The 24,668-nt window shown below is 59.0% G+C and carries 18 protein-coding genes; 7 read left to right on the top strand and 11 right to left on the bottom strand.

The annotated features are described in order from the left end of the window. Positions 1-422 precede the first annotated feature (422 nt). The gene (locus I6E42_RS00565) at positions 423-1,382 is read left to right on the top strand and encodes a hypothetical protein (RefSeq protein WP_235369747.1); all 960 of its coding nucleotides are present in this window, start codon (positions 423-425) and stop codon (positions 1,380-1,382) included. Between the two features lie 99 nt (positions 1,383-1,481). Here the strand turns inward: I6E42_RS00565 and I6E42_RS00560 are convergent, their stop codons facing one another. Beyond that, positions 1,482-1,754, bottom strand: a complete 273-nt coding sequence (locus tag I6E42_RS00560; RefSeq protein WP_235369746.1) for a hypothetical protein — start codon at positions 1,752-1,754, stop codon at positions 1,482-1,484. Between the two features lie 273 nt (positions 1,755-2,027). On the opposite strand from I6E42_RS00560, the gene I6E42_RS00555 reads away from it, so the two are divergent. Next, positions 2,028-4,184 (top strand): stage V sporulation T C-terminal domain-containing protein, encoded by a 2,157-nt coding sequence (locus I6E42_RS00555; protein ID WP_268841821.1) that lies wholly within the window; start codon positions 2,028-2,030, stop codon positions 4,182-4,184. 35 nt (positions 4,185-4,219) lie between these two features. Here I6E42_RS00555 and I6E42_RS00550 read toward each other — a convergent pair whose 3' ends face one another. From I6E42_RS00550 to rsmA, 6 genes are all read right to left on the bottom strand, one after another. Beyond that, on the bottom strand, positions 4,220-4,726 hold the full coding sequence (locus tag I6E42_RS00550) for an AlbA family DNA-binding domain-containing protein (RefSeq protein ID WP_235369744.1): 507 nt from the start codon (positions 4,724-4,726) through the stop codon (positions 4,220-4,222). A 66-nt stretch (positions 4,727-4,792) separates the two neighbouring features. Further along, complete coding sequence (locus I6E42_RS00545; protein WP_235369743.1) at positions 4,793-5,737, bottom strand: dipeptidase; 945 nt, start codon at positions 5,735-5,737, stop codon at positions 4,793-4,795. Between the two features lie 718 nt (positions 5,738-6,455). After that, the gene (locus tag I6E42_RS00540) at positions 6,456-8,621 is read right to left on the bottom strand and encodes a Tex family protein (RefSeq protein ID WP_235369742.1); all 2,166 of its coding nucleotides are present in this window, start codon (positions 8,619-8,621) and stop codon (positions 6,456-6,458) included. A gap of 160 nt (positions 8,622-8,781) precedes the next feature. Next, the gene (locus I6E42_RS00535; protein ID WP_235369741.1) at positions 8,782-9,453 is read right to left on the bottom strand and encodes a YoaK family protein; all 672 of its coding nucleotides are present in this window, start codon (positions 9,451-9,453) and stop codon (positions 8,782-8,784) included. A 54-nt stretch (positions 9,454-9,507) separates the two neighbouring features. After that, positions 9,508-11,115, bottom strand: a complete 1,608-nt coding sequence (gene pckA, locus I6E42_RS00530) for a phosphoenolpyruvate carboxykinase (ATP) (protein ID WP_235369740.1) — start codon at positions 11,113-11,115, stop codon at positions 9,508-9,510. Positions 11,116-11,328: 213 nt separating this feature from the next. Next, a complete protein-coding gene (rsmA, locus tag I6E42_RS00525) occupies positions 11,329-12,189 on the bottom strand; it encodes a 16S rRNA (adenine(1518)-N(6)/adenine(1519)-N(6))-dimethyltransferase RsmA (protein WP_235369739.1) in 861 nt (286 codons plus the stop codon). A gap of 584 nt (positions 12,190-12,773) precedes the next feature. Between rsmA and glmS the strand changes: the two genes are divergently transcribed. Beyond that, positions 12,774-14,609: a glutamine--fructose-6-phosphate transaminase (isomerizing) gene (glmS, locus tag I6E42_RS00520; protein WP_235369738.1), complete on the top strand. Its 1,836-nt coding sequence runs from the start codon at positions 12,774-12,776 to the stop codon at positions 14,607-14,609. Between the two features lie 134 nt (positions 14,610-14,743). Here the strand turns inward: glmS and I6E42_RS00515 are convergent, their stop codons facing one another. From I6E42_RS00515 to I6E42_RS00505, 3 genes are all read right to left on the bottom strand, one after another. Then, positions 14,744-15,640, bottom strand: coding sequence for a DMT family transporter (locus I6E42_RS00515; protein ID WP_235369737.1), 897 nt, complete (start codon positions 15,638-15,640; stop codon positions 14,744-14,746). Positions 15,641-15,736: 96 nt separating this feature from the next. Further along, positions 15,737-16,117 (bottom strand): DUF4363 family protein, encoded by a 381-nt coding sequence (locus I6E42_RS00510; RefSeq protein ID WP_235369736.1) that lies wholly within the window; start codon positions 16,115-16,117, stop codon positions 15,737-15,739. A 12-nt stretch (positions 16,118-16,129) separates the two neighbouring features. After that, entirely contained in the window at positions 16,130-16,819 is a 690-nt protein-coding gene (locus tag I6E42_RS00505; protein WP_412761276.1) for a DUF421 domain-containing protein, read from the bottom strand. A 221-nt stretch (positions 16,820-17,040) separates the two neighbouring features. Between I6E42_RS00505 and I6E42_RS00500 the strand changes: the two genes are divergently transcribed. The 4 genes from I6E42_RS00500 to guaA all read left to right on the top strand — a co-directional run bounded on the left by I6E42_RS00500 (position 17,041) and on the right by guaA (position 23,775). After that, entirely contained in the window at positions 17,041-18,123 is a 1,083-nt protein-coding gene (locus I6E42_RS00500) for a carbamoyl phosphate synthase small subunit (protein ID WP_235369734.1), read from the top strand. After that, positions 18,123-21,332 carry a carbamoyl-phosphate synthase large subunit gene (gene carB / locus I6E42_RS00495; protein ID WP_235369733.1) on the top strand — a complete coding sequence of 1,070 codons (3,210 nt, stop codon included), beginning with the start codon at positions 18,123-18,125 and terminating at the stop codon, positions 21,330-21,332. The genes I6E42_RS00500 and carB overlap by 1 nt, the downstream gene beginning before the upstream one ends. A gap of 114 nt (positions 21,333-21,446) precedes the next feature. Then, entirely contained in the window at positions 21,447-21,974 is a 528-nt protein-coding gene (locus I6E42_RS00490) for an immunoglobulin-like domain-containing protein (protein WP_235369732.1), read from the top strand. A 259-nt stretch (positions 21,975-22,233) separates the two neighbouring features. Continuing rightward, positions 22,234-23,775, top strand: coding sequence for a glutamine-hydrolyzing GMP synthase (gene guaA, locus I6E42_RS00485; RefSeq protein WP_235369731.1), 1,542 nt, complete (start codon positions 22,234-22,236; stop codon positions 23,773-23,775). 210 nt (positions 23,776-23,985) lie between these two features. On the opposite strand, the gene I6E42_RS00480 is transcribed toward guaA, so the two are convergent. Beyond that, positions 23,986-24,519, bottom strand: coding sequence for a helix-turn-helix domain-containing protein (locus tag I6E42_RS00480; RefSeq protein ID WP_019541686.1), 534 nt, complete (start codon positions 24,517-24,519; stop codon positions 23,986-23,988). Positions 24,520-24,668 lie beyond the last annotated feature (149 nt).

Genomic DNA, 24,668 nt, shown 5'->3' with positions numbered 1-24,668 from the left:
TGTTGGGATTATGTCGCTTGCGACCGGTTTGCTATGCTTCTCCGTTAGTAAGATAGCCTTGTCCAGCGATATCGACAAGAGAATAGTGTATCGCATTTTCTTCAGATACCCGCTTTCGGACCCCGGAATAATGTGTTCCGGGACGCCTTCCAACATTGGAACCTGCTCTGAAAGTCGGGTATCTGCAGCTGGTTATTTGCCGCGCCCAGCGGAAAATAACCAGCTATGGGGTATAGGTGGTCTGGTCAACCGCTTATACCTGGGTTTCTATATTCCCCTTCGGAAGGAAATAGTTTGGTTTATCTTAATGTGAGCCTTACCCTCCGATGTCTAAAAAATATGTTACGCATTGAACGTGCCTAACGGCTGGGTCTGTTTGCCGATGACAAACAGGCATCTTAATAATAGAAAGGAGTGACCACATGGCAAGCTTAGTGTATGAAATATCCACCCACATATATGATAAGTCAAAATATCTGAAACCTCCGGAAAAAGATGAGAACGGCAATCCGGCGGAACCCGTTGATATCACAAAAAGGAGCGAACGGCAATATAAGAATCATGCCATTAAATTTGGACTTTGGTGCAAAGGAAAATATAAATGCCGGCACTTTGATGATTGCAAGTCGCACATCCAGGATTATGCTGATTTTCTGATCAAAGAAGGTTATTCCGCCAGTACGATCCATACCTATCTGGCAGCGGTCTGCCGGGTTTGGAGTGTTGATATGAGCACAATCCAAAAGCCCGAACGGCATGTGTCCCAAAATACCCGCAGCCGCGGCGAAAAAGCTGTGGGCAAGCGAAAGGACGCACAGCGAGAGGCTTCTCCGCGGTTGTACGACTTTGCTGCCAAAGTGGGACTCCGCCGCCGGGAGTACCAGAAGCTCAGCGGTGGTGATCTGGTGAAAGACGAATCCGGACACCTGTGCATTTGGGTCAAAGGAAAGGGGGGAAAGATTCAGTATCAGAGGATTCTTCCATCTGATATTGATTTCATTCGTTCCTATTTTGAGGAAAAGGATGACGATGAGTATCTCTTTACCCGTGAAGAGATGAAAAACAAGATTGACCTGCACCACCTCCGCGCATGCCAGGCCAAGCGGGCCTATCTTTATTACTTAAATGGTATTCAGGATCCGGCGTTCCGGGAAAATCTGATCAAAGAACTGGAAGCCCGCTGGCAATTTAACAAAAAGAAGAATTGGGATCCTGAGAAGTTGGAAGGCACTTACTACCTCCGCGGTCGCAACCGCAAGTTTGCCCAAGAACACAATCTTCCCACCGCATACAACCGACTGGCCCTCATGGCTGTGAGCGTCTTCCATCTGTCGCACTGGCGCCTGGACGTCACGGTCTGCAACTACATTCTGGCGGTTTGAAAACATAAAACCCACCAGTGAAGCCATTTTGGCCCATTGGTGGGTATCTTATCTCATCTCGGTTGTATAAAGCGGAATCAAGCTTGGCTGCTTATAATATTATGTCAGGTTCATTCTTAAAAGCTCCTGGGTCAGTTCTGCGCAATCTTTTGTGCCTGAGCGAAAAATGCAAACAAATATGCCTTGCTGCTGATACTTGCGAAGTGCAGATTGTACTTCGCTTTCGTCTGTTCCCTTTGTTACCCATAGTTCTACGGCATTCAGAGAGGGGTTCTTCTTTTGATAAATCACAATGGCAACCTCCAAGATGAGTATTGCCAAACTTCTCCAGACTATTCTCCTGCCGTAAAAAGGTGCAAAAAAGCGTGCCAATTGACACGCTCCTCCGAAACCATATCATAGCCGCTTTTGAAAAACGGCATACTTCTCCAAAGACACATAAAAACAACAGAAACATAGCTGCCTGTATGCAGCGAGAAAAGAAACAAATCAAAAAGATACTATCTGTAGTATACCCATTTTAGGGAAAAGAGTCAACTACAGGAAAACTTTGTTTATGGATACTGGCTTGATTTCTCGTGCTTTCTGATTTACAATGTTATTATAATTCAATTTGAATTTAAAAATCAACATTGGAGAAATCATATGAACATATCTGGATACACCCGAATTTCTGTGGATATTGAGCAGGATCGCGACAATACATCCATCGAAAACCAAAAGGCCATCATAACGGACTATGTCGCAAATCATTTTCCCCAAGCAAAACTCACCTTGTACGAGGATCGTGATCGCTCCGGATATACATTTGAGCAGCGCGAGGGCTATCAGCAAATGCGGCCCAAGTTATTCTCCGGCGAATCACAAATTCTGATTATCAAGGATTTTTCCCGTTTTTCCCGACGCAACAGTTTGGGATTACTGGAGCTGGAAAACCTGCGCGACGCAGGCGTTCGCATTATCGCCATCAATGACGGCATTGACTATCCCGCAAAAGATGACTGGACGCTCATTCAGTTCAAATTTTTGATGAACGAGATGCCCGTCACGGATACAAGCAAAAAAATCAAAGCAATCATTCAGCATCGCCAAAAAAACGGCGAATGGGTCTGCGCCGTGCCTTACGGCTACCGGATGCTCAACACCAAGGAGATGACCTACGAGAACGACCCTCCCGCCGCCGAGATCGTCCGTGAGATCTTCGCTTTATACAACAGCGGTTGGGGATATAAGCGGATTGCCAATTACCTGACGGATAAGGGAATCCCAACTCCACGGGCCAATGAAATTGCATGGAGAGAAGCTCTGGGCCAGCATACCAAGCTCAAGTCCAAAGCAGAATGGTCCATTATCTCCGTCTCAAGCATTCTCGGCAACGATTTTTATGTTGGGACACTGCGGCAAAAAAAGTATACCAGAGCCAAAATCAATGGCAAAGATAAGCGATTGGACGAGGAGGAGCATATCGTCATCGAAAATGCGCATACCCCGATCATTGATGCCCGCACCTTTGCCTATACGCAGGAGCAGCTCAAGCTTCGCTCCAGAAGCAACTACCGCGGCGAGAAAAAGTACGCTACTGACTACTCCGGTTTCCTGTATTGCGGGGACTGCGGAGCGCCCATGTTCTCCATGTCACGCCCTGATTTGAAGCCTGCCTATACCTGCGGCACCTACCACCGCAGAGGGCGTAAAGGCTGTACCAGCCACCATGTCCGCGTGGACAAGCTGGATGAGCTGCTCAAGCGCTATGTACAGGTTGTCCGGGACAATTCCGCCTCCATGATGGATCAGCTTCAGGATGCCATCAAGCGGCAGCCGGAACGGGAGCAGGAGATTGGAAACGCCATTGACTCTCTGGAGCGTCAACTGGCCGAAAGCAAGGAACAGCTCAAGGCCATGTACAAGCGCAAGCTGATTGACACCATGGGAAAGGCTCCCGATGAAGCCGCCATCATCGATGAAGCATACACGGAGTTGGAAAAGGACCTGACCCGTCGCATCGCCGGTCTGGAACAACAGATTGATGTCAACATTGACTCCCGCAATCACCTCCTGCAAGCCAACCGGGCCGCCAAAACGGTCATCGAGGTGTTTGATGACATTCTGACAAAGCCAAAGCTGGACAAACGGGATATCTCCCTGATTGTGGATCGCATTACGGTCTATGAGGACCACATCGACATTCAGCTCAAACCTGATGTGGATGGATTGCTGGCTACCGGAGTATGGGAGGAAAGCGAAAATTTTCCGCAGGACAGTAAAGATATCTCAAATCTTCCCACAGAAATTGTTCAATCGGCCACCCGCCGACCGAGCAAGGTCTTTACTGTCAATGTTGTCAATAGTGGGGACCCGCTGGAAATCTACACGGATAAAGAAGGCGGTGTGATCTTCAAAAAATATTCCCTGATGGGTGGACTGACGGACTTTGCGGGGCAGCTGTGTGAGACGCTGAACCGTACCACGGGTCGGGTAACGGTGATCACGGACCGGGACAGCTGTGTGGCGGCGGCCGGAGCACCCCGGCGGGAGCTTTTGGACAAGCCCATCTCCCGGCAGCTGGAACAGTTGATGGAGGGACGGCAGATCTATCAGCACAAGGAGGGAGAGGAGGCCGTGCCGCTGTGCGAGGGGGAGACCCGCTTTGCCCTGGCGACTGCCGCGCCGATCCTGTCGGAGGGAGACGTGCTGGGCTGCGTTATTTTTGCCGGGGAAGGAGAGAACCTCCAGAACGGAGAGGTGGAGTACAAGCTGGCCCAGTCCATCGCCGGGTTCCTGGGACGTCATATGGAGAGTTAAAAAACGGACCCGGACTGTTGTCCGGGTCCGTTTTATCAATGTGGGTTGGTTCCGCGGTCTATTCCGGCCAGCGGAGCGGGGTTGTCCCGGTCCTGGAGCATGGCTTCCACCTCGTGACGGGGACAGCGGCAATCCCCCTCGCCGCGCCGGCAGTAGGTACCTGTGTACGGGTCCTGGCCAAGGTAGACCGGCCGCTGCCGAAAGCCGGCCCGGGGCACAAAAATCGCTACGATGTCGTTGCCTCCGCTGCGCAGGATCTGCACGTCCTCAGGTTGGAGAATATTGGAACTGACCACGGCGGGATCGTTGACCATATCCCAGAACTCATTCACCAACTCCTGGGGGTCGAATAGGGGAACAGAGTACAGGGATTTGTCCTCCGCCTCGGCCACGCCCAGCAGGATGACCCCGCCCAGGGTATTGGCGAAGGCGGAATAGGTCTCCCAGAGGCTGTGAGGCAGCCCCCCCTGGGCACGCTTGGCCTCCACACGGTTATCCTCCTGATACTCGTCCAGAAAATCCAGATGTTCCAGAGAAGCCATGGGCACATTCCCCTCCTTGTATTTTGATTCCAGTATACCCTGCGCGGGAGGGGATTTCAACCGGTGTCAATGCAGGTTTTCCCGGAAAAAGACCAGCGCGTTGCCGAAAAAGATCTTATCACACAGAGCGGGAGCATACCCGCGCTCCAAAAAGCGGCCGTATAGCCCCGCCACTTTTTCGGGGCTGTCCAGCCAGGGAGGGAGGTCCGCACCGTCAAAATCGGAGCCCAGGGCCAGACAGTCTTCTGCGCCCAAGGCCAAAAAGTGGTCCACATGGGCGAACAGGTCCTCCGGTGTGGGGCGGCCATCGTCCCGGAGAAATTCCACATAGTAGTTCAAGCCGATGAGACAGTGCCGGGCGGTCAGTTCCCGGATTTGGTTGTCTGTGAGGTTCCGTTTGTGGGAGCACACCCGGCGCGCGTTGGAGTGGGAGGCCACAAAGGGTTTCTTGGCTACCTCCAGCAGGCCATCAAAGCCCCGGTCGTTGAGATGGGATACGTCCACCAAAATGCCCGCTGCCTCCATGCAGGGGATCAGGGATTTGCCAAAGGAGGTCAGCCCATGGTCGGAGGCGATGCCGGAGCCGATCTCGTTTTCTCCGTTCCAGGTCAGGGTCATCATCCGTACCCCGTCCCGGACCAGGACGTCGACCCGGTCCAGGTCGCCGGCCAGAGCGGCCCCGTTTTCCACCGTCAGAAGGGCGGCAGTCTTGCCCTGCGCCCAAGCTGCCTCAATGTCAGCGGCGGTGCGGCAAGGGGTGACCCGGGAGGCAAAAAGCTCCATTTGCCGCATAAAGCTCTGCTGATGGCAGCGGTAATAACCGGCGGACTCCGCCGGAGACAGACCGTCGGGAATAAAAATGGCGAAGCACTGGCACCAGCGGGTTCCCCGGGGCAGACAGGTCAGGGATAGGGAGGCACAGGGGTCATCCAGCGTATTTTGACACCGCCCGGGGGCAGTAAATGCGGTGAGGGTGTCGCAGTGGAGGTCGACAACGGCCAATGGATACATGGCGAGGCCCCTTTCCATTCAGAGTGATACCGTAGCTTATGCGGAAAAAGCACTGTAAATTTTCGTTTCGCTGCCCATGGAACCGAAACCCATGTGATGTAGGGCAAGGGCTCTGTCCTTGCCTTTTCCGGGTGGACCAAATACTGGGATAAATTGGCGTACTTGAACACTTCGCCTACAGGCGGGACGGGAGATGGGGGATGTTTCGCCCCCGGGCGAGGTACTTTTGTAGAGATACAAAAGTACCCAAAAAATCTCCGGGCCTGCGGGCCCGGACCCCAAAGGGCGTCCTACAAAAAAGCCTGCCTCACGTCCGGCGCCCATCCCCTGGTTTTGCTGCCCCGCCTTCCGGACCTTCGGCCCTGGGTGGATCAAACTTGAATACAGAAAACCGCTGAATATCAGCGCCTGAGTTTCCAAACTGTGCGGCGTGGTTCCTGACTGCGCTGCCCCGCCCCGCTGTGTAAAACTTGATCCAGTGGCACGCCCCACCGGGCGGCCCCGGCTGGCCACGGAGGTAAGGAGTGTCAGGGACAGGTCATGCCGTGACCGAGGCGGGCTGTATTGCCGATCCCCCGTAAAACCTCTGAATTCTGCGAAGCAAAAAGGCGGTGTGAGTCCATTCAAATTTTGCGGCCTGGGCCGTTGGTTCCTTTTGCATCGCTGCAAAAGGAACTCGCCCCGCAGGGCGAAATCTTCTCACCCCATAAACAAAAATTTATCTTCCGCCATCACCTGGCTTTTTCATGGTCAGGGAGATGCGTTTTTTCTTCTCATCCACCTCCACCACCCAAACGGTGACCACATCCCCCACGGAGAGAAGTTCAGAGGGGTGGCGTACCCGCCGAGGCAGCTTGGAGATATGGACCAGGCCGTCCTGGTGGACGCCGATGTCCACAAACACACCGAAGTCGGTGACGTTGCGAACGGTACCCTGGAGCTCCATTCCAGGTTTCAGATCCTTGGCCTCCATGACGTCGGTGCGGAGGATGGGCGCGGGCAGCTCGTCCCGGGGGTCGCGGCCGGGTTTCATCAGCTCCTTGACAATGTCAGCCAGGGTAGGCACGCCCGCGCCGCAGGTCTCCGACAGTTTCTCCAAGCCGATGGCTTCCGCGCGTGTCTTCAGTTCTCCGATGTTCCCTGCCTTTACATCGGCCAGCGTGTATCCGCAGGCCTCCAGCAGTTTTTCCGCGGCGGCATAGCTCTCCGGGTGGACCCCGGTGTTGTCCAGCACGGATTTGCTCTCGGGGACCCGGAGGAAGCCGGCGCACTGCTCAAAGGCTTTGGGACCCAGCTTGGGGACCTTCAAAAGCTGCTTCCGGGTGGTGAAGATGCCGTTCTCCTCCCGGTATTTCACCAGGTTCTTGGCGGTGGCCGCTGTGAGGCCGGAGACCCGCTGGAGCAGGGAGGGAGAAGCGGTGTTGGCGTCCACCCCCACGGCGTTGACACAGTCCTCCACCACACCGTCCAGAGTCTCGCCCAGACGGGCCTGGGGCATATCGTGCTGGTACTGGCCCACACCAATGGCCTTGGGGTCGATCTTCACCAGCTCGGCCAGGGGGTCCTGGAGCCGCCTGGCGATGGAGACGGCGCTTCTCAGATTCACGTCAAACTGGGGGAACTCCTCGGCGGCCAGCTTGGAGGCGGAGTACACCGAGGCCCCCGCTTCGCTGACGATCATGTAGGAGACGCCGCCGCCCACTTTTTTGATCAGCTCCACGGTCATCTGCTCCGTCTCCCGGCTGGCGGTGCCGTTGCCGATGGCGATGTGCTCCACGCCGTGCTTTTTGATGAGGGCGGCCAGTTTGGCAATGCACTCCTGCTTCTGCCGCTCCCCGTGGGTGGGGTAGACCACCGTGGTGTCCAGCACCTTGCCGGTGCCGTCCACCACCGCCACCTTACAGCCCATGCGGTAGCCGGGGTCCAGGCCCATGGTCACCTTGCCCTTGACAGGGGGCTGCATCAGCAGGGGCTTTAGGTTCAGAGCGAACATGTGGATGGCACCCTCGTTGGCCTGGTCCGTGAGATAGTTCCGGATCTCCCGTTCCATGGAGGGCTGGATGAGCCGGTCATAGGCGTCATCCGCGGCGGCGCGGACGAAGGCCATGGCGGCCGTCCCAGGCACCACCGCCCGGCGGACAGTGACGTGGGCGGTCTCCGGGTCCAGTTCCACGCTGACCTTTAAAATCTCCTCCCGCTCGCCCCGGTTGACGGCCAGCACCTGATAGCCCTGGAGGCGGTTCACCGGGCACTTGAAGTCGTAATAGAGCCGGTAGACGCTGTCCTCCGGCTCCTTGGCCGCGGCCTTGGACACCAATACCGCACGGCGCAGGTACAGCTCCCGCAGCTCCTTGCGGATGTCGGCGTCATCGGAGATCTCCTCGGCGATGATGTCGCTGGCGCCCTGGAGGGCATCTTCTACGGTCTCCACGCCCTTTTCAGGGTCGATGAAGCCGGCGGCTGCCTCCTCGGGGATCACGGCGGGGCCGCTGTGGGCAAAGAGCAGGTCGGCCAGGGGAGCTAACCCCTTTTCCCGGGCGATGGTGGCCCGGGTGCGGCGCTTCTGCTTGTAGGGGCGGTACAGGTCCTCCACCTCAGCCAGAGTAGCGGCGTTATCGATGGCGGCGGTCAGTTCCGCGGTCAGCTTGCCCTGGTTTTCGATGGAGGCCTTCACCTCGGTTCTGCGCTGGTCCAGATTGCGCAGGTATTGCAGCCGGTCCGCCAGCTGGCGCAGCAGCTGGTCGTCCATAGAGCCGTGAAGCTCCTTCCGGTACCGGGCGATAAAGGGGATGGTAGCCCCCTCGTCGATCAGATTGACAACGTTCTGCACCTGTTCTTCGGTGCGGCCCAGTTCACAGGCCAGGGTTTGGATCATGGGGTCCATGGCATTCGCTCTCCTTGGTAAATGAAGTCCTCCCCAGTTTATCGGAAAACCGGGAAAAAGTCCAGCGAAAAGGGGCACGGCTTGCCGTGCCCCCACATAGTCCTACGGAATATGGCGACCGACGCCCGCGTCAGGCCGCTTTCATGGCCGGGCTTGGCCCTTACTCCCCGCCCAGGGTGTCCCGGAACATAAGGAGGAACGCAGCCAGCAAGGGCAGGCAGGAGGCCAGGACGGTATGTCCGCCGAAGAAGGGAGAGAGCAGGCCGCTGGCCACCGCTCCCGTCACGAAGGAGAGGATCAGCCCGTAATACAGGGCGGCCTTGGGCGCGGACTGGCTGCCGGGCTGGGTCAGTGCCCGAAACAGGTGCTCCGTACCGCTGCGCAGGTTGCCTGTGCACATGGTGGTGGCGCAGCCGCAGCCCCGGAATTGCCGGAAGGACTCGATCTGGACGGCACTGGTGAAGGAGATCAGCATATTGGCCAGAGGGTCGAAGCTGCCCAGGGGCAGCAGAGACACCAGGAGTAGCACCAGGCACTCGGCAATGAGGATGGGCTGCCGCCAGTGGAGCCGTCCGGCGTTGGGACCCAAACGCCGGCGCAGGGCCTCGGTGAACAGCACCCCGGCGGTGAAGGAAAGGATGGGGAGGAGGTAGTGCAGCCCTTCGCTCCACTGGCCCCGAGCCAGGTGGAGGCCCAGGAGGACGAGGTTGCCCGTCTCGGCGGTGGCGAAGACCTCACCCCGGTTCAAATAGCTGTACGCGTCCAGCATTCCCCCGGCCAGAGCCAGCAGGAGACCGACGGGAAGAGATTCCGACATTTGATTGTGTTTCATGGAAGACCTCACAAAAAAGGGCACCGCGGACGCGGCGCCCTTTTCAAGATGAAATTATTCCGCCACAGGGCCGGCCTTGACCAGGGCCTTGCCAGCCTCGTTGGTGGTGTACTTGGCGAAGTTCTTGACGAAGCGGGAAGCCAGGTCCTTGGCCTTGGTCTCCCACTCAGCGGCGTCCGCATAGGTGTCGCGGGGGTCCAGAATGCCGGAATCCACGCCGGGCAGCTCGGTGGGGACCTCCAGGTTGAAGTAGGGGATGGTCTTGGTGGGGGCCTTGCCGATGTCGCCGTTCAGGATGGCGTCGATGATGCCGCGGGTATCCTTGATGGTGATGCGCTTGCCGGTGCCGTTCCAGCCGGTGTTGACCAGATAGGCCTTGGCGCCGGAGACCTCCATCTTCTTGACCAGCTCCTCGGCGTACTTGGTGGGGTGCAGCTCCAGGAAGGCCTGGCCGAAGCAGGCGGAGAAGGTGGGAGTGGGCTCGGTGATGCCCCGCTCGGTGCCGGCCAGCTTGGCGGTGAAGCCGGACAGGAAGTAGTACTGGGTCTGCTCGGGGGTCAGGATGGAGACGGGGGGCAGCACGCCGAAGGCGTCGGCGGACAGGAAGATCACGTTCTTAGCGGCGGGGGCGGCGGAGATGGGCCGCACGATGTTCTGGATGTGGTTGATGGGGTAGGAGACGCGGGTATTCTCGGTGACGCTCTTGTCGGCGAAGTCGATCTTGCCCTCGGCGTCCAGGGTCACGTTCTCCAACAGGGCGTTGCGCTTGATGGCGTTGTAGATGTCGGGCTCGGAATCCTTGTCCAGGTTGATGACCTTGGCGTAGCAGCCGCCCTCGAAGTTAAACACGCCCTCGTCGTCCCAGCCGTGCTCGTCGTCGCCGATGAGCAGGCGCTTGGGATCGGTGGACAGGGTGGTCTTGCCGGTGCCGGACAGGCCGAAGAAGATGGCGGTGTTCTCGCCGTTCATGTCGGTGTTGGCGGAGCAGTGCATGGAGGCGATGCCCTTCAGGGGCAGGTAGTAGTTCATCATGGAGAACATGCCCTTCTTCATCTCGCCGCCGTACCAGGTGTTCAGAATGACCTGCTCACGGGAGGTGATGTTGAAGGCAACACAGGTCTCGGAGTTCAGGCCCAGCTCCTTGTAGTTGTCCACCTTGGCCTTGGAGGCGGTGTAGACGATGAAGTTGGGCTCGAAGTTGGCCAGCTCCTCCTCGGTGGGGACGATGAACATGTTCTTCACGAAGTGGGCCTGCCAGGCCACTTCCATGATGAAGCGGATGGCCATGCGGGTGTCCTTGTTGGCGCCGCAGAAGGCGTCCACCACGAACAGGCGCTTGTTGGACAGCTCCTGAATGGCCAGGTCCTTGACGGTGGCCCAGGTCTCCTCGCTCATGGGGTGGTTGTCGTTCTTGTACTCGTCGGAGGTCCACCAAACAGTGTTCTTGGAGTTCTCGTCCATGACGATATACTTGTCCTTGGGGGAACGGCCGGTGTAGATGCCGGTCATCACGTTCACCGCGCCCAGCTCGCTGACCTGGCCCTTGTCAAAGCCTTCCAGCTCGGGCTTGGTCTCCTCATCAAAGAGCATTTCGTAAGAGGGATTGTAGACGATCTCGGTGGTACCGGTGATACCATACTTGTTCAGATTGATCTCTGCCATAGTTGTATGACCTCTTTTCTTACATGATCTTCCCGCCGCGGGACCTGCCCGCGGAGCAGGAGGGATTATCTTCAATCTCTATAATAATACACGGAGCGGAGGACAAAGTCAATGTCATTGGAGATTGCAATTTAGCTATATATTCCATTGCATCTTTGAACATGCGGCGGAAACCGCCGAATTTCCGGACCGTGTCCCAATGGGGAGGGAAAATCAAGCCCCCGCGCGGCGCAGGGCTTTGGAGAGGGCGGCGAATTCGGGGATGCCCAGCCGTTCTCCCCGGACGTCGGCGGGGAGGCCGCAGTCCAGGATGATCCGGGAGAGCTCCTCTTTGGAGAGGGTCTGGCCGAAGGCAGAGTTCAGTCCGTTCAGCAAAGTCTTACGCCGCTGGGAGAAGGCGGCCCTGACCACCAGGAAGAAGTGGGACGGGTCGTCCACCTCCGCCGGAGCGGGACGGGGGACCATCCGAACCACCGAGGAGGTCACCTTTGGGGCGGGGACGAAGCAGGAGGGAGGCACGTCAAAGAGCAGCTCCGGGACGGTGTGGTACTGGCAGTAGAGGGAGAAGGCTCCGTAGTCCGCTGTCCCGGGAGCGGCGCAGATGCGGCGGGCCACCTCCCGCTGGATCATCACCGTGATGGCGGAGAAACACCCGGCCTCGATCAGAGCGGTGATGGCGGGGGTGGTGATGTTATAGGGCAGGTTGGCGCAGGCGATGGGCTCCAGACCGGCAAACTTTTCCCGGACCAAGGCGGGGATGTCCGTCTTCAAAATGTCCCCGGAGACGATCTCGGTGTTGTCCCGTCCGGCCAGCGTCTCGGCCAGAATGGGCAGCAGGGACCGGTCCAGCTCCACCGAGACGACCTTATCTGCCAGCAGAGACAGCTGGGTGGTCAGGGGACCGATGCCGGGGCCAATCTCCAGCACGCCCTTACCGGGAGCGGCCCCTGAGGACGCGGCGATGTCCCGGGGGACCCAGGGCTCAATGAGAAAGTTCTGCCCCATGGATTTGGAGAAACGGAAGCCGTGGCGGGTCAGCAGGGCTTTGATCTGGTTGATATCACATAGATCCATGATGTGCTCCTTATAGTATGTGAAGAATCACTGGTTTTCTTGCTCAGGAATAATATAACAGGGGAAGGGCGGAAAGGCAAGGGGAGAGTCGGAACATGAACCGGGCAGGTACACTGGAAGTGTAAAGGAGCCTTCCCCCTGTGGGGCCGTGAAAGCGTCAAACTCCGGTTGATCTGCCGGGGCTTGTCCCACGGCGTTTGACATATTGACCAGAGATCTGTTCCGGCTCAAAAAAAGAACAGGGTACTTTGCCCTTTACTCCTGGGAAGGAATCCCGTATAATGTAACTGGAAAGACCGGATCGGCCTTTCTCACAGGATCGCAGAAGGAAAGGAGGACTTTGGGTCTGGCCCAACACAAGCGCCAGTGCCCGGGGACCGGCGGACGTCGGCCCACGGGACGACGAGGAGAGGGGAGTATCGAAGGATTCGGCGGATGCCCCTCCGCACTGCTCCGGGTGCGCACACAGCCAGGAAATACCCGGGTGACCGGGGAACAAAGGGACTGTGGCCGGGGGACGAGGCAAATGGCTGCGAGTTTGTCCTCTTGACTTATTTTGATCAAATCAGGAGGAACAATTTCATATGTGTGGAATCGTTGGCTATATCGGCAGGGAGCAGGCGGCTCCCGTGCTGTTGGACGGTCTGGCGCGATTGGAGTACCGGGGGTATGATTCCGCCGGTGTGGCCGTCTATTCGGAGCGGGCGGAGGCCCTGTCTGTCCACAAGGCCAAGGGACGGCTGCAGGTGCTGTCCGACATGCTCCAGGGGGGCGCGGCGCTGGACGGTACCGTGGGCATCGGCCATACCCGCTGGGCCACCCATGGGGCACCCAGCGACGTCAACTCCCACCCCCAGGTGAGCCAGAACGGCAAGATTGCGGTGGTCCATAACGGCATCATCGAAAACTACGCCGAGCTGAAGGCCTTCCTGGAGGACAAAGGGGTGGTCTTCACCTCCGAGACGGACACCGAGGTGGTGGCCCAGCTCATCGAGTATTTCTACGAGGGGGACATCCTGGAGGCCGTGGGACGGGTGCTCCGCCGCATCCAGGGAGCCTACGCCCTGGGCATCCTCTGCGCCGACGCGCCGGACCGGCTGGTGGCCGTCCGGAAGGACAGCCCGCTGATCCTGGGCTATGGGGACGGGTGCAATTTCCTGGCCAGTGACGTTACCGCCATCATCAAGCACACCAGAAACGTGGGTTATATGGAGGACGGCGAGGTGGCCGTTCTCACCCGGGACGGCATCCAGTGCTACAACCACCTGATGCAGCCCATCGAGAAGGAAATCACCCATGTGGACTGGGAGATCGACGCGGCGGAGAAGGGCGGCTATGAGCACTTCATGTTCAAGGAGATCATGGAGCAGCCCGAGGCGCTGCGGCGGGCCATTTTCCCCCGTATCAAGGACGGGGCGGTCTGCTTTGAGGATTTCGGCCTGACGGAGGACTACATCCGGAACATCCGCAAGGTCTACATCGTGGCCTGCGGCTCCAGCTACCACGTGGGCATGGTGGGCAAGTACAACCTGGAGCGGCTGACCCGGAAGCCCGTGGAGGTGGCTCTGGCCTCGGAGTTCCGGTACATGGACCCCATTGTGGACGAAAATACCCTGGTGGTGGCCATCAGCCAGTCGGGGGAGACTCTGGATACCATGGCCGCCCTGCGGGAGGCCAAGCGGCTGGGGGCCAAGGTACTGTCCATCGTCAACGTGGTGGGTAGCTCCATCGCTCGGGAGTCCGACGTGGTGCTGTACACCTGGGCGGGACCGGAGATCGCCGTAGCCACCACTAAGGCCTACTCCACCCAGATGGCGGTCATCGACCTGCTGGCCCTCTATTTCGCCCGCGTCCTGGGCACCATCGGCGAGGCGGAGTACCGGGAGGCGCTGGAGGAGATGCTCCGCCTGCCCGGCAAGATGGAGGCTGTTCTGGCCGACCGGGACGACATCCAGTATTTTGCCTCCCAGTATTTTAACCACAACAGCGTGTTCTTCATCGGCCGCAACGTGGACTATGCCCTGGGGCTGGAGGGCTCCCTGAAGCTGAAGGAGATCTCCTATATCCACTCCGAGGCCTACGCCTCCGGCGAGCTGAAGCACGGTACCATCAGCCTCATCGAGGACGGCACCCTGGTGGTGGCGCTGGGCACCTACGGCAAGCTCTTTGAGAAGGCCATGAGCAACGTGGTGGAGGTGAAGTCCCGGGGAGCTGACGTGCTGGCCCTGACCACCGAGAGCCACAGGTCGGAGATGGCAAAAACCGCCAACGCAGTCATGACCATCCCGGACACCCACGACCTGCTGCTGCCCTCTCTGGGCGTGGTGCCCCTCCAGCTCTTCGCCTACTATGTGGCCTTGATGCGGGGCTGCGACATCGATAAGCCCAGAAATCTGGCCAAGAGCGTCACGGTGGAGTAAAACGGAATCTGTTTCAACCGGGTCCGGCGGGAATGTCCCCGCCGGACCCGGTTTCTCGCTGCGAAGGGCGAAAAAAGACCGTGTGGGGTCGCGGACAAGGCGGCCTCACGCGGTCTTATGATCATCAGAAAGATTTAGTGGGAGTGCCGGTAGGAAACCAGAGGGAGGGGACCCTTGAGAAGCTGGACCAGCACACCGGAGACGATGAAGAACAGTCCGGCGAAGGAGGCCCAGCTGATGGGCTCATGGAGCAGGAGAAAGATGTAGACCAGGGAGACGAAGGGGGTCAGGTAGGCCAGATTGGACAGCTTGGCCGTGTCTCCGATGTCCATGGCCATGGCCCAGGTGGTGTAGCCCAGTCCATTGACGAACACGCCGATCCAGAGCAGCACGCCCATTTGGGGGAGGGAGAGGGCGGGGACCGGGCCTGACGTCAGCAGGAGGGGGAGGGCGGCCAGAGTGCTGGCAGAATAGTAGACGGTCATGGCGACGAATTTGTCGCAGGTGACCTTGACGTTCAGAACAGAAAAGAGCGCGTAGCAGACCGCGTCCGCCACGCAGAACAGGACGCCTGCCATGCTGATCTGTCCCAGTCCGGTGAAGTGCCCCTCGGTGGCCACCATGACCACGCCGAAGAAGGAGAGGGCCAGGGCCAGCCCCTTTTGCGCCGTCATGCGGGCTCCCAGCAGCAGGCAGGAGAACAGGACAATCAGAATGGGCCAGAGGTAATTGATGATGAAGGCCTGTTGTGCTTTCAGGTGGCTCAGGCCGTTATAGTAGAAAAGATTGACCGCCAGCATCCCCAGCAGCCCCAGAAGGGCCAGGTGGGCCAGTTCATGCAGGGACAGGGAGCGAAAAAGCTTGAGCCGTCCGGTGCACAAACAGAGTAAAAAGAGAAAGAGCGCCGCGGTGAGACTGCCGAAAAAGACCACGGAGATGGTGGACAGGGAACTGATCATCAGGGAACTCACGGAAGCGGAGGAACCCCAAAACAAAATGGCCATGCCGGCCAGAAGATATTCCTTTTTCACGATTGGATCCCGCCTTCGACTGTATCAGAGCATGAAAGAACGCCCGCATAGTGTTATACCGTCGAATGGGCGGGAAGTCAAGGAGAATTTGTCCGGTCACAGAACATTGACCACGCTGGCCTGCTCCATCTCGGCCAGCAGCTCGATCTGGGCCATCAGGTCGGCGTTGGCGGCGGCGTACTGGTCCATCTCCTCCAGCTTCAGGTACTGGAGCACGGACCGGAAGGACCGCAGGATGGAGTCGGTGTCTGAATGGCGCATGACGGTGTGGAGGTAGAAGTGGTGATCCTGCCAGACCTGGTAGACCTCCCGGGTGAGCTCCTCCGCCCGGTCCCACGCCTCCGCCTGAGCCAGCTCCCGAGCCAGCGCCAGCTTCTGGTTCAGCCCGTCGCACAGAGCCTGGGCATACCAGGCGTTGGCCAGGCTCCCGGCCAGCATGGCCGCCATCAGGGCGGCGGCGATCCAAAGCCGTTTCATGGCGCTGCCTCCTTACATACCCATGTCTTTTCGGGCCAGATAGATGGCCCCGCTCTCGTCCACCAGCAGGAGAAAGACCTCCTCCGGGCCGGCGCACCCCCGTTCCTCCAGCCGCTTGTCCAGCCACCGGCGGTCATAGCCCAGGGCGGTGAGGTTGCGCTCCAGCAGCCGCCCGTCGCTGACCACCACCAGGGGCAGGCCCGCCTCCTCCACGGAGACTTTCAGCTGTCGGGCGGTGGGGGGCTTTTGGTTGGCGTAGGGGAGGACGGAGAGCTGGCCGTTGGTCTCCAGAATGGCGTACTTCACCATGGCGGGGTCGGTGTAGCCCTTGCACCGCAGCTCCTCCAGCAGTTCGTCCACCGTCAGCCGGTTCCGGGACATCTCTTTCTGATCCACCAGGCCGTTCTGGATGATGATACTGGGCCGGCCGCAGAGGACGGCCCGGAACCGGACGCTCTTGGTGGTGAGTATCGAGAGGATCATGGTCACGGACAGCAGGGTGAGGATGGGGATGACGCCGGTGAGCAGGGGGATGCCGTAGTCCTGCATGGGCACCGAGGCCAGGTCGGCGATGATGAGGGAGAGCACCAGCTCGGAAGGCTCCAGCTCCCCCACCTGCCGTTTCCCCATAAGGCGGATGCCTGCGATGATGAGGATGTATAGGATCATGGTTCGGACAAGTCCGGTAAACAAACAGATCACCTCGGTCCGGTGGTGGGGGCGGAAGAATTCCGCTCCGTTACAGTGTGCCCGGGGCGCAAGAACTTATCCCCACGAACTGCCCAAATATTTCGAAGAAAATTATATGGAAAAAGGGGATTCGACATCTTGCAAAAGCACGGTTTTTTCGATACAATATCTTGAAACGGTTTGCACATGTTATGGAGCAACTGAGAACTGGAACGGAAGGCGTGTGAGAATTGATGAAAGCGACCTTGATTCTGGCCAACGGAAGCATTTTTTCCGGCACCAGCATCGGCAGCACCTCCGACCGGATCTGTGAGATGGTGTTCAACACCTCCATGACCGGCTATCAGGAGATCTTGACCGACCCCTCCTACGCGGGACAGGGCGTGGTCATGTCCTATCCCCTCATCGGCAATTATGGCGTGAACAGTGAGGACAATGAGTCCGACCGCCCCTGGGTGGAGGCTTTTGTGGTCCGCCACCTGTCCCCCCGGGGCAGCAATTTCCGCTGTGAGGATACCCTGAACAATTTCCTGAAGCAGCACGACATTACCGGCATCGAGGGCGTGGATACCCGCGCGCTGACCAAAATACTCCGCAGTCAGGGGAGCATGAATGGTATGCTCACCTGTGCGGAGCATTTTAATGTTGCCGAGGTGTTGGAGAAGCTGAAGGCCTACAAGGTGGAGAATACCGTGGAAAAGGTCACCCGGAAGGAACCCCAGACCTTTGAGGCCTGCGGCGAGCAGCGCCACCATGTGGCCATGTTGGACTACGGCGTGAAGCAGAACATGATCGAGTGCCTGCGCCGCCGGGGCTGCAAGGTCACGGTGTTCCCCGCCAGCACCCCAGCCGAGACCATTCTCACCGGCGGCTTTGACGGCGTGATGCTGTCCAACGGCCCCGGCGACCCCGCCGAAAACGTGGCCATCATCGCCGAGCTGAAAAAGCTCTATGAGAGCACCATCCCCATGTTCGGCGTCTGCCTGGGCCACCAGCTGCTGGCCCTGGCCACCGGAGCCAAGACCGGACGCCTGGCCTACGGCCACCGGGGCGGCAACCACCCGGTGCGGGACATCGCGGAGGGCCGGGTATTCATCACCAGCCAGAACCACGGCTATATGGTGCTGTCCGACTCCGTGGACCCCAGCGTGGCCGAGGTCAGCCACGTGAACGTCAACGACGGCACCTGTGAGGGCCTGCGCTACAAGCGGCCCAACTGCTTTACCACCCAGTTCCACCCCGAGGCCAACGCCGGTCCCCGGGATACCGAGTACCTGTTTGACCGCTTCGTCGCGTCTATGGGAGGTGACAAGTAATGCCTAAGAATCCCAATATCAAAAAAGTCCTTGTCCTGGGCTCCGGCCCCATCGTCATCGGCCAGGCCGCCGAGTTCGACTACGCCGGCACCCAGGCCTGCCGCGCCCTGAAGGAAGAGGGCATCGAGGTGGTGCTGGTCAACTCCAACCCCGCCACCATCATGACCGACAAGGACATCGCCGACCACGTCTATATCGAGCCGCTGAATATCCCCTCCGTGACCCAGGTCATTGAGATGGAGCGCCCCGACTCCATCCTGCCCACCCTGGGCGGCCAGACCGGCCTGAACCTGGCCATGGCCCTGTACGAGGACGGCACCCTGGAGAAGTACGGCGTCAAGCTGCTGGGCACCAGCCCCGACTCCATCCGCAAGGCGGAGGACCGCCAGGGCTTCAAGGACTGCATGGAGTCCATCGGCCAGCCCTGCGTCACCTCCAAGGTGGTGGAGAGCGTGCCCGATGCCGTGGCCTTTGCCGAGGAGATCGGCTATCCCGTCATCGTCCGTCCCGCCTACACCCTGGGCGGCACCGGTGGCGGCATCGCCTATGACCGGGCTTCCCTGGAGGAGATTTCCGACCGGGGCATCAACCTCTCCCGAGTGGGCCAGGTCCTGATCGAGCGGTGTATCGCCGGCTGGAAGGAAATCGAGTTCGAGGTCATGCGGGACTCCGCCGGCAACGTGATCCAGGTCTGTTCCATGGAGAACATCGACCCTGTGGGCGTCCATACCGGCGACTCCATTGTGGTAGCCCCCACCCAGACCCTGGCCAACCGGGAGTTCCAGATGCTCCGTTCCGCCGCACTGGATATCATCTCCGCCCTGGAGATCGAGGGCGGCTGTAACTGCCAGTTCGCCCTGAACCCCGACTCCTACGAGTACGCGGTCATCGAGGTCAACCCCCGTGTGTCCCGTTCTTCCGCCCTGGCCTCCAAGGCCACCGGCTACCCCATCGCCAAGGTGGCCGCCAAGATCGCCCTGGGCTATACCCTGGACGAGATCCCCAACGCGGTGACCGGCAAGACCACCGCCTGTTTCGAGCCCACCATCGACTACTGCGTGCTGAAGATCCCCCGCCTGCCCTTCGACAAGTTCACCACCGCCAGCCGTACCCTGGGCACCCAGATGAAGGCCACCGGCGAGGTCATGGCCATCGCCAACTCCTTCGAGGGCGCCCTGATGAAGGCCATCCGCTCCCTGGAACTGAATGTCCGGGCTTTGAAGCTGGACAAGCTGGAGGGGCTGTACACCGACGAGATCGAGGACCTGCTGGTCAACGTCACCGACGAGCGGCTGTTCGTGGTGGCCGAGGCCCTGCGCCGCGGGTTCTCCCCCCAGAAGATCAACCACATCACCAAAATGGACATCTGGTTCCTGGACGGCTTCAAGCGGATCATCGACATGGAGGAGGAGCTGAAGCGCTGCAAGGGCGAGCCCGATGCCGACACCCTGAAGCGGGCCAAGGAGATGTGCTTCGCCGACAGCTATATCGGCAACCTCTGCGGCATGAAGCAGGCCGAGGTCAAGGCCCTGCGGGAACGCTACGGCATCATCCCCTCCTTCAAGATGGTGGATACCTGCGCCGCCGAGTTCGACGCCGAGACCCCCTACTATTACTCCTCCTATGACGGAGAGAACGAGGCGGTGGAGTCCGATACCGGCAAGAAGAAAGTGCTGGTCCTGGGCTCCGGCCCCATCCGTATCGGCCAGGGCATCGAGTTTGACTACTGCTCCGTCCACTCCGTCTGGGCCTTCAAGCGCATGGGCTATGAGACCATCATCGTCAACAACAACCCGGAGACCGTCTCCACTGACTTCGACGTGGCCGACAAGCTGTACTTCGAGCCCCTGACCGCCGAGGACGTTCAGAACATCGTGGAGCAGGAGAAGCCCTGGGGCGCCGTGGTCCAGTTCGGCGGCCAGACCGCCATCAAGCTGGCCAAGGCCCTCACCGACATGGGCGTGCGGATCCTGGGCACCTCCTCCGACGGCGTGGACGCCGCCGAGGACCGGGAGCGCTTCGACGAGATCTTGGAGAAGTGCCACATCCCCCGCGCCAAGGGCCGCACCATCTATACCACCGAGGAGGCTCTGGCCGCCGCCCACGAGCTGGGTTACCCCGTGCTGGTCCGGCCCTCCTACGTCCTGGGCGGACAGGGCATGGAGATCGCCTACTCTGACCGGAACATTGAGGAGTTCATGCGCATCATCAACATGACCGTCCAGGAGCACCCCGTCCTGGTGGATAAGTACCTCATGGGCCGGGAGCTGGAGGTGGACGGCGTCTTCGACGGAGAGGACATCCTCATCCCCGGCATCATGGAGCATGTGGAGCGGGCCGGCGTCCACTCCGGCGACTCCATCGCCGTCTATCCCCCGCTCCACCTGGAGCAGAAGCACCGCGACCTGATCCTCCAGCATACCAAGAACATGGCCAAGCACCTGGGCGTCATCGGCCTGATCAACGCCCAGTATATCCTCTACGATGACGACATCTACGTCATTGAGGTCAATCCCCGTTCCTCTCGCACCATCCCATATATCTCCAAAGTCACCGGCGTGCCCATCATCGATTTGGCCACCAAGGTCATGTTGGGTCAGAAGCTGAAGGACCTGGAGTACGGTACCGGCATCTACAAGGAGGCTGACTACTTCGCCGTCAAGGCCCCTGTCTTCTCCTTCGAGAAGCTGACCGACGTGGATACCGGCCTTGGCCCCGAGATGAAGTCTACCGGCGAGGTGCTGGGCATTGCCGAGACCTTCCCCCAGGCCCTGCTGAAGGCCTTCAAGGGGTCCAACATGCGGGCTCCCAAGCGGGGCGGCCGTATCATCATCACCGTGAAAGACGAGGACAAGCGGGAGATCATCTCCATCGCCCGGGGCTTTGAGGAGATGGGCATCGAGCTCTTCGCCACCTCCGGCACCTGCGACATCCTCAACGAGGCGGGCATCGAGTGCAAGCGGGTCAACCGCGTGTCCCAGGCTCACCCCAATATCCTGGACATGATCGCCTCCGGCACCGTGGACCTGATCATCAACACCCCCACCCGGGGCCGCAAGCACGACACCGACGGCTTCAAGATCCGCCGCTCCGCCGTGGAGCACGGCGTGGGCTGTGTCACCGCCATCGATACCGCCCGGGCCCTGCTCACCGTCCGCCAGCAGAGCCGCTCCGAGGAACTGGAGCCCATCGACATCACCAAGATCTGAGACTAGGAATCCCCGCCGCTCCAAGAGCGGCGGGGATACGAAAAAACAGTTTCTGCGCAACTTCCATCCATCCTTTCCGTCTTGACGGATGAAAGAATTTTGGAGGTGCGTGAAATGAAACAGTGGCTAAAACAATGGGGCGGAGTCGTCCTGTTCCTGGTTTTGTTCCTGATCGGACTGGGAGGGTTCATTTGGTTTACCTCCCGCCCGGTGGAGCTGAAGGCGGAAGACCTGACTCCGGCGGAGGAGCGCAATACAGACCCGGGTCTGGAACTGTCTCTGGCCTTGACAGGTCAACAGCTCCGGATGACCTTTGTCAACAACAGCGGTTTCACCTTGGACAGCGGAGCTAGTGTGGACGGCAACAGGGAGTTGATTGTCCATGGCAGTCTGGATATCTTGCTGGATGGGGTATGGTATACGGTTCCCTGTGAGCCATTCGCCACTGCCGGTGTGGGTCTGGAACTGGCGCCGGGGGGTACTGTTCAGGCACGCATGGTCCTTTCGCAGTATGGCAAGCTCCCTGACGGGCAGTACCGTGTCTCCTTCGGTGGGAAGCGGCTGTCTACTGGGGTGTGGTATACGGCCTTTGCCCGCCTGGATATGGAAAAGGGAATGTATGTCCTGCCGGAAACGCCCTGAACAACAAAAAACCCACACCCTCCGGTGTGGTTCCTTGTCCCAATTCAATTTGGATCACCGCTCGCTGGCCACGACGTTTTGATTCTCATAAATCAGGTCTTCCAGGTCGGCCAGACTGCTCCAATTCGTGTTCGTCATACGATCAAGCCTCCTTTCCTTGTTTTCTGTCCCCATCATACTCCGGTGTTTTGGGGAGAACAAGGGAAAGCGGGTTAAATGTTGGTTAAATCCTATTTTACGAGAGAGGAAGGATGCGTTTATGTCCCACCAGACTGTCATCGTGCTGGACTTCGGCGGCCAGTATAACCAGCTCATCGCCCGCCGGGTCCGCGAGTGCAGTGTGTACTGCGAGGTCAAGCCCTACACCACCCCCCTGGCGGAACTGAAGGCCATGGACCCCATCGGCATCATCTTTACCGGCGGTCCCAATTCCGTCTACCTGGAGAGCTCTCCCCATGTGGACCCGGAGATCTTCACCTGGGGTGTGCCCATTCTGGGTATTTGCTACGGCTGCCAGCTTATGGCCCACACTCTGGGCGGCCAGGTCACCGAGGCCCAGGATGACTCCGCCCGGGAGTACGGCAAGACCGTCACTTACTATGATACCGCCTGCAAGCTGTTCAAGGGCCTGCCCGACCAGGGAATCTCTTGGATGAGCCACGGCGACTATATGGCGAAGGTCCCCGAGGGCTTTGCACTCACCGCCCACTCCGACGCCTGTCCCAACGTGGCCATTGCCGACGAGGCCCGGGGCTTCTACGGCGTCCAGTACCACCCCGAGGTCAACCACACCGAGAACGGCATCAAGATGATCCGCAACTTCCTCTATGAAGTCTGCGGCGCCAAGGGCGACTGGACCATGGAGGACTATAAGAAGACTGCCATCGCCGCCGTCCGGGAAAAGGTGGGAGACGGCAAGGTGCTGCTGGCCCTGTCCGGCGGCGTGGACTCCTCCGTGGTGGCCGCCCTGCTGGCCGAGGCTGTGGGCCGTCAGCTCACCTGCGTCTTCGTGGACCACGGCCTCATGCGCCTGAATGAAGGCGACGAGGTGGAGGCCGCTTTCGACAAGTGGGACATCAACTTTATCCGGGTGGATGCCGAGGCCCGTTTCCTGGGCAAGCTGGCCGGAGTCTCCGAGCCTGAGCGCAAGCGGAAAATCATCGGCGAGGAGTTCATCCGGGTCTTCGAGGAGGAAGCCAAGAAGATCGGCACGGTGGATTTCCTGGCCCAGGGCACCATCTACCCCGACGTCATCGAGTCCGGCGCCGGCGACGCCGCCGTCATCAAGAGCCACCACAACGTGGGCGGCCTGCCCGACTATGTGGACTTCAAGGAGATCATCGAGCCCCTGCGCCTGCTGTTCAAGGACGAGGTCCGTCAGCTGGGCCGGGAGCTGGGCCTGCCCGAGTACCTGGTCACCCGCCAGCCCTTCCCTGGCCCCGGTCTTGCCATCCGCATTATCGGCGAGATCACCAAGGAGAAGGCGGATACCCTGCGGGAAGCCGATTTCATCTTCCGGGACGAGATCGCCAAGGCCGGCGAGGACAAGAATATGAACCAGTATTTCGCGGTTCTCACCAATACCCGCAGCGTGGGTGTCATGGGCGACGGACGGACCTACGACTACACCCTGGCCCTCCGCGCCGTCACCACCAGCGACTTTATGACCGCCGACTGGGCCCGCATCCCCTACGACGTGCTGGATAAGATCTCCACCCGTATTGTCAACGAGGTCCAGGGCATCAACCGCATCTGCTACGACATCACGTCCAAACCCCCCGCCACAATAGAGTGGGAGTGAGTTTTTGAAACTCCGAACCCGTTGCGGCACAACGATTTTGCGGTTTTATATCTCTCTTTTGATAACGATTTGATAACGCTCCCCATAGGCCGTATCATTCTGTATCCCCAGTGGATTGCGGGTAAAGAATGTTCTTTTGCGGCTTATAAGTGAGGACAACCATATTAGAAAGCCCTTACCGATGGCAACGTCGGTAAGGGCTTTTGCTGTCTATTCATCAGTATCGGGGCTATCTTTGAGTGCATCCACCAGGAAATCACTCAATTCCTGTGAGGGAACTTTTGCCCACCGCAGGGTGGTGTCGTACTTGGGGTAGTTGTACCGCCAGCGGTCATAGTCCTCCCTGGTGATCTCCCCGGCCTCCAGCTTCTTGGCCTGCTCCGCCCAGGCGGACAGCATATCAAGCATATTGGCATAGGTCTTGCCTTTGGATTTGTCCAGACGCAGACAAACCTCGCCGTCAATCTCCCCAATAGTCAGCCCCCGAATATCCTCCAAAGCAAAGAGGGTGTGCATCAGGCCGATGTCGGTATCTATGTCAGGGACGGTCAGGGCATCAGGGGAAATATCAAAGAAGTCAGCCAGGGTCTTTGTCAGGTCGGCCTTGGGGGTGCGGCTCCCGGTTTCATACTGTGCCATACGCACATCGGCGGAGCGTTCCGGGAAACCCACCACCATGCCAAGATACTTCTGTGTGATGCCCTTCATGTTGCGGAAGAAACGAATACGTTCACCAATCGCCATAACTGCCAACTCCAATCTATGTAATGGGGACACTTGAAGTATAACAGATATGTTTAGACCAGTCAAGAGAAAAATAAATAAATTTGTTTATATTTTCTCGTTGGAAGGTCTTGACATAACGGAATAGAGTTAGTATAATAGGACTACGT

Source organism: Pseudoflavonifractor phocaeensis, from assembly GCF_021531815.1.
Lineage (GTDB): Bacteria > Bacillota > Clostridia > Oscillospirales > Oscillospiraceae > Lawsonibacter > Lawsonibacter phocaeensis_A.
The sequence above is the reverse complement of the archived record's forward strand: the minus strand, read 5'-3'. Positions and strand labels throughout refer to the sequence as shown.

Bases quoted from the DNA above. Each gene is read 5' to 3' on its own strand.
- I6E42_RS00565 (WP_235369747.1), top strand. From the start codon at position 423: ATGGCAAGCTTAGTGTATGAAATATCCACCCACATATATGATAAGTCA.
- I6E42_RS00555 (WP_268841821.1), top strand. From the start codon at position 2,028: ATGAACATATCTGGATACACCCGAATTTCTGTGGATATTGAGCAGGAT.
- I6E42_RS00550 (WP_235369744.1), bottom strand. From the start codon at position 4,726: ATGGCTTCTCTGGAACATCTGGATTTTCTGGACGAGTATCAGGAGGAT.
- I6E42_RS00545 (WP_235369743.1), bottom strand. From the start codon at position 5,737: ATGTATCCATTGGCCGTTGTCGACCTCCACTGCGACACCCTCACCGCA.
- I6E42_RS00540 (WP_235369742.1), bottom strand. From the start codon at position 8,621: ATGGACCCCATGATCCAAACCCTGGCCTGTGAACTGGGCCGCACCGAA.
- I6E42_RS00535 (WP_235369741.1), bottom strand. From the start codon at position 9,453: ATGAAACACAATCAAATGTCGGAATCTCTTCCCGTCGGTCTCCTGCTG.
- pckA (WP_235369740.1), bottom strand. From the start codon at position 11,115: ATGGCAGAGATCAATCTGAACAAGTATGGTATCACCGGTACCACCGAG.
- rsmA (WP_235369739.1), bottom strand. From the start codon at position 12,189: ATGGATCTATGTGATATCAACCAGATCAAAGCCCTGCTGACCCGCCAC.
- glmS (WP_235369738.1), top strand. From the start codon at position 12,774: ATGTGTGGAATCGTTGGCTATATCGGCAGGGAGCAGGCGGCTCCCGTG.
- I6E42_RS00510 (WP_235369736.1), bottom strand. From the start codon at position 16,117: ATGAAACGGCTTTGGATCGCCGCCGCCCTGATGGCGGCCATGCTGGCC.
- I6E42_RS00500 (WP_235369734.1), top strand. From the start codon at position 17,041: ATGAAAGCGACCTTGATTCTGGCCAACGGAAGCATTTTTTCCGGCACC.
- carB (WP_235369733.1), top strand. From the start codon at position 18,123: ATGCCTAAGAATCCCAATATCAAAAAAGTCCTTGTCCTGGGCTCCGGC.
- I6E42_RS00490 (WP_235369732.1), top strand. From the start codon at position 21,447: ATGAAACAGTGGCTAAAACAATGGGGCGGAGTCGTCCTGTTCCTGGTT.
- guaA (WP_235369731.1), top strand. From the start codon at position 22,234: ATGTCCCACCAGACTGTCATCGTGCTGGACTTCGGCGGCCAGTATAAC.
- I6E42_RS00480 (WP_019541686.1), bottom strand. From the start codon at position 24,519: ATGGCGATTGGTGAACGTATTCGTTTCTTCCGCAACATGAAGGGCATC.